This is a genomic window from Kribbella sp. (assembly GCF_035655035.1).
Lineage (GTDB): Bacteria > Actinomycetota > Actinomycetes > Propionibacteriales > Kribbellaceae > Kribbella.
In genome coordinates, this window is record NZ_DASRVN010000776.1 from 1 (window position 1) to 5,225 (window position 5,225).

The 5,225-nt window shown below is 69.4% G+C and carries 4 protein-coding genes; 2 read left to right on the forward strand and 2 right to left on the reverse strand.

Features of this window, described 5'->3' with window-relative positions:
* On the forward strand, positions 1 to 650 hold a 650-nt coding region (locus VFF46_RS39410; protein ID WP_325042388.1), incomplete at its 5' end, for an aspartate-semialdehyde dehydrogenase.
* A gap of 113 nt (positions 651 to 763) precedes the next feature.
* Here the strand turns inward: VFF46_RS39410 and VFF46_RS39415 are convergent.
* Positions 764 to 2,359, reverse strand: coding sequence for a peptide-N4-asparagine amidase (locus VFF46_RS39415; RefSeq protein WP_325042389.1), 1,596 nt, complete (start codon positions 2,357 to 2,359; stop codon positions 764 to 766).
* A 137-nt stretch (positions 2,360 to 2,496) separates the two neighbouring features.
* On the opposite strand from VFF46_RS39415, the gene VFF46_RS39420 reads away from it, so the two are divergent.
* Positions 2,497 to 4,332 (forward strand): long-chain fatty acid--CoA ligase, encoded by a 1,836-nt coding sequence (locus VFF46_RS39420; protein ID WP_325042390.1) that lies wholly within the window; start codon positions 2,497 to 2,499, stop codon positions 4,330 to 4,332.
* Between the two features lie 26 nt (positions 4,333 to 4,358).
* On the opposite strand, the gene VFF46_RS39425 is transcribed toward VFF46_RS39420, so the two are convergent.
* A partial coding sequence (locus tag VFF46_RS39425; RefSeq protein ID WP_325042391.1) for an alpha/beta hydrolase occupies positions 4,359 to 5,225 on the reverse strand: 867 nt, incomplete at its 5' end.

Consider the following 5,225-nt stretch of genomic DNA (forward strand, 5'->3'; position numbering starts at 1 on the left):
ACTGCACGACGATGGCCGCGATGCCGGTCCTCGCCCCGCTGCACCGCGCGGCGGGCCTGACCCGGCTGGTGGTCTCGACGTACCAGGCGGTCTCCGGCTCCGGCGGCGTCGGCGTCAGCGAGCTGGAGGACCAGGCGCGGGACCTGGCCGTGGCCGGCGGCAAGCTGGCTCGCGGTACGGACGGCATCACGCTCCCCGAGCCCAAGGTGTACGCCGGGCCGATCGCGTTCAACGTGCTCCCGCTCGCCGGGTCGATCGTTGCCGACGGCACCGGTGAGACCGACGAGGAGCAGAAGCTCCGCAACGAGAGCCGGAAGATCCTGCACCTCCCGGACCTGCCGGTCGCCGGTACCTGCGTCCGGGTGCCGGTCTTCACCGGGCACTCGCTGAGCATCCACGCCGAGTTCGCCGAGCCGATCACCCCGGCGCGGGCGGTCGCGCTCCTCGGCGCGGCTCCGGGCGTGGCGCTCGCGGACCTCCCGACCCCGCTGCTCGCGGCCGGCCAGGACCCGTCGTACGTCGGCCGGATCCGCCAGGACCAGTCGGTGCCGGGCAACCGTGGGCTGGTCCTGTTCGTCTCGAACGACAACCTCCGCAAGGGCGCCGCCCTGAACGCGGTCCAGATCGCCGAACTGCTCGCCGCCCGCTGACTTTCGCGTACCGAAGAACGGGTAGTCCTGGGCCCTCGCCGCCCGTCGCCGCCCGTCGGCGACGGGCCCACTCGGCGCCGCGGTGACCATTACCCGTTCTTCGGTACACCCGCTCAGCAGCGGTAGAAGTCCTTTGTGTAAACGCCGTTCACCGCGGTGAGGGTGTGGTCGTAGCAGCCGTGACCGACTGCCCGGTAGCGCACGGTCTGGGTGCCGGTCGCGTGGCGCTGGTCTCGCGGTACGCCGTAGATCCAGGACGCGCGGCCGTCGTACGTCTCGGTCGTGGTGCGGCCCGGCGTACGGATCGTGTCGTAGATCTTCAGGTCCGTGACCACGTCGTACCCACCGGGGATCGTTGCGTTGGGCAAGAACGTCAGGACGCCGTGCTTGCCGTAGCGGAGGTCGGTGCGGTCGACGCGTCCGTTGCTGATCGTGGTCGCGGTGTCGCGCCAGTCGGCGTCCAGGGCGTCGCGGGACTCGCCGGCGTGCCAGGTGTGCTTGGAGACGTTGGTCAGCGAGCGGTTGACGGTGGTACGGATCCGGCCGGCCGAGGTGTCGACGTACCCGCTGATCGTGAGGTTGCGGGACGCCGTCGTGTTGACGGAGCCGGCCGCGTTCGGGGCGCCGGTCACGTCGTCGGTCTTCGCGAGCGGGCCGACCGCGTACGACGTGAGCCCGCCGGTCGTCTGTGCGCGGTGCGCGTCGGTCCACACGTGCAGGTTCGGGACCGTGAACCAGCCGGACTGGCCGGCCGGTACGCCGTCGACGTGGATGCGGAACTCGTGCGGCTTGCCGTCGGTGAGCAGTCCGGCGAACGGCGTCAGGTCGTACGTCACCGGCTTGATGTCGAACGCACGCGGCGCGGGGGAGGGGCGCCACTCGTACGGGTTCGACCAGCCGCCGGTGTAGATGTACGGGTACGGCAGGGCGATGCCCGCGAGCTTGCCGTCGATGCTCACGTCGACCTCACGGTACGGCGAACCGTCCGGGCAGGAGTATCCGGTCGACGCCGGGGCGGACGTGTCCCAGAACTCCTCGCAACCGCCGCCCGATCCGGTGACGTAGACCTCGCCGAGGACGCGGGTCGTGTTCCGCGGGAGGGTCGCCGTACCGCGCAGGTCGGCGCCGTCGCGGGTCTGGTCCTGCAGCGGAAGTACTTCGTCCGCGGTCCTGGCGGCCGGGGTGTGGCGGTCGGTCGTGGAGAAGTCGAGCGTGACCGTGATGTCGAGGACGCCGGTGTAGGTGTCGTTGACGACGTTGCCGAGCTCCATGACGACGGGCTGCGTCGTGCGCAGCAGCGGGCTGTACGACGTGACGTCCTTCTCGACGTTCCACTCGATGCCGTCGGTGCTCGGCTCCGGCGTCGAGGTCCGGAACACGCCGACGCCGCCGATCGTGAGGTGACCAAGGCGGTCGTACTGCACGCCCTTGACCGCGCCGTGCATTCGCAGGACAACCTTCGACCACGGGCCTTGGCAGTCGGTGGGCGGCGTGTACGTCGACCGGTACGGATCGAAGTTCCGGAACTGATTGTTGACAATCTGCACTTCGCAGTGCCGGGTCTGCGGGACCGCGACCGCCGGGCCGGGCGTCCGCGGATCGTCGTAGTCCGAGCCGAACTCGGCCGGCGGGGCGGCCGCGCGCGCCGGGACCCCGATCGCGAGCAGCAGGACGGATAGTGAGGCGGTTACCACCGACCGTATGCGCATGTTGCGGAAACGTAATGGAGAAGGTTCGGGTGGGCAAGCGAGTGGCATGGTCAGCCGCGGTGATTGCTATTACTGTCCGGTAGAGGGCGCGCCTCCCGGGCCGACACGCCCCACTTGACCCCCATTGGAGGCCAGTCATGACGCCTGTCGCCGATCCCGGCCAGCTCGCACTGCTCAGCAATCGCAAGGACACCGTGGCCCAGATGTTCCTGGAGCGGGTGGCCGCGACGCCTGAGCGGGAGGCGTTCCGGTTCCCGCGTGACTCGCAGTGGAAGTCGGTGACCTGGCGGGAGACCGAGGCGCTGACCCGGCGCCGGGCCGCCGGCCTGATCGCGCTCGGGGTCGAGCCGGAGCAGCGGGTCGGGATCGCCGCGAACACCCGGATCGAGTGGATCGAGTGCTACCTGGCCGCCGTACTGGCCGCCGCCGCGACGACGACGATCTACCCGTCGACAATCTCCGCGGACGTGGCCTTCATCGTGGCCGACGCCGACGTCCAGGTGGTGTTCGCCGAGGACGCCGGGCAGGTCGACAAGCTCCGCGAGCACCGGTCCGAGACGCCGTCGCTGCGCAAGGTCGTGCTGCTGGACGGTACGCCGCTGGAGAGCGACGGCGACTGGGTGATCGGCCTCGGCCGGCTCGACATGCTCGGCGACGAGTACCTCGCCGAGCATCCGTCGATTGTCGACAATCGGATTGCCGACATCACCGCGGACACGTTGTGCACGCTGATCTACACCTCGGGGACCACCGGACGCCCGAAGGGTGTGCGGCTGCCGCACTCGGTGTGGACGTACGAGGGCGCCGCGGTCGAAGGCATGCAGGTGCTGTCGCCGGACGACCTGCAGTTCCTCTGGCTGCCGTTGTCGCACGTGTTCGGCCAGGTACTGCTGGCGGTCCAGTGCCAGATCGGCTTCGCGACCGCGGTGGACGGGCGGATCGACAAGATCGTCGACAATGCGGCTGTCGTCCAGCCGACGTTCATGGCGGCGGCGCCGCGGATCTTCGAGAAGGCGCACGCCCGGATCGTGACGATGATCCAGTCCGAGGGCGGCGCCAGGGCCAGGTTGTTCGACTGGGCGTTCGGGGTCGGCGCGAAGGTCTCCGCGCTCCGGCAGGACGGGAAGGAGCCGTCAGGTCTGCTGGGCGCGCAGTTCGCCGCGGCCGACCGGCTGGTGCTGTCGAAGATCCGCGCCCGGTTCGGCGGTCGGATCCGGTTCTTCGTGTCCGGGTCGGCGGCGTTGGACAAGTCGCTGGCGGAGTGGTTCCATGCCGCCGGCCTGCTGATCCTCGAGGGGTACGGGCTGTCCGAGACGTCGGCGGGGTCGACGCTGAACCGGCCCTCGCAGTACCGGCTCGGCAGCGTCGGGCCGGCCTTCCCCGGTACGTCGTTCAAGATCGCCGAGGACGGGGAGATCCTGATCAGGGGCGACGGCGTGATGAGCGGGTACCACAACCAGCCCGAGCAGACCGCCGAAGTACTGGACGCCGACGGCTGGTTCCACACCGGTGACATCGGGCACTTCGAGGACGAGTTCCTGTACATCACCGACCGCAAGAAGGACCTGTTCAAGACGTCCGGCGGGAAGTACGTCGCACCGCAGGTGATCGAGGGCCGCTTCAAGACCATCTGCCCGTACGCGAGCCAGTTCATCGTGCACGGCAACCTGCGCAACTTCGTCTCCGCCCTGGTCACGCTGGACCCGGACGCGATCACCGGCTGGGCCGAGTCCAACGGCCTCGCCGGCAAGCCGTACGCCGAGATCGTCACCTCCGACGCCGCCCGCGCCATGGTCCAGGGCTACGTCGACGAACTCAACGCCGGCCTGAACCGCTGGGAGACCGTCAAGAAGTTCACCATCCTCGACCGCGACCTCACCGTCGAATCCGGCGAGATGACCCCCAGCCTCAAACTCAAACGCAAACACGTCGAAACCGAATACGCCGACATCCTCGACAAGATGTACGAGTAGCAGTCACTCGGGCGACTTCCAGGCGTTCAGCGGCTGAGGAACTTGCGGATCGACTCGAGGTATTTTGCTGGTTCTTCCTCGTCCATGGAGTGGGCCGAGTGGTGGAAGATCTCCAGCGTGGCCTGGGGGAGGCGGGTTGCGAGGTCGCGCGGGAGGTCGAAGCCGACGTGGCGGTCCCAGATGCCGGCGAGGATCAGTGTGGGGACGTCCAGGGCGGCCAGGTCGTCGACGAGGTCGGGGCGCTCGTTGCCGACCAGGGCCATCGCGACCTCCATGTTCGGCGGCGGCGCGTTCTCGTCGTCGGCGGGGATGTTCGACGGGTCGTGGTAGAAGAACGCGGCCGCGTTCTCGCTCTGGGCGATCGCGCCGAGCGCCGCGACCGTACGTTCCAACGGCTCGGTGACACCGTCGAGCTGAGCGCGTAACGCGGTCCGCTCGGCCGGTGTCAGGAGCGGGTCGACCGCGCCCGGCCGCATCGTCCACAGCCCGGGATGCAGCGGATCGGCGATCGGGGGCGCGTGCAGTACCAGCCGGTCCACATGGTTGCTGTGGGCAACGGCGTACTCGGCGGCCAGCAGGCACCCGAACGAGACGCCCCACGGCACGATTCGCTCGACCCCCAACGCCGTACGCAACTCGTCGAGGTCCGCGACCAGCTGTGCCATCGTGTACGTCGACGTGTCGGCCGGGCGCTCCGTCCGGCCACACCCGCGCTGGTCGTAGAACACCACTGGTACGAACTGGGCGAGCGCATCCCCGACCGACCGCTCCACGCCGTACGAACTCTCACCCGGCCCGCCGTGCAGCAGCACCAGCGGCACCCCGCCGTTCCCCGCTCCGGCCACCCGCACCCAATGCCCGACCCCACCCGCAGGAACTGTCCGCACCCCATC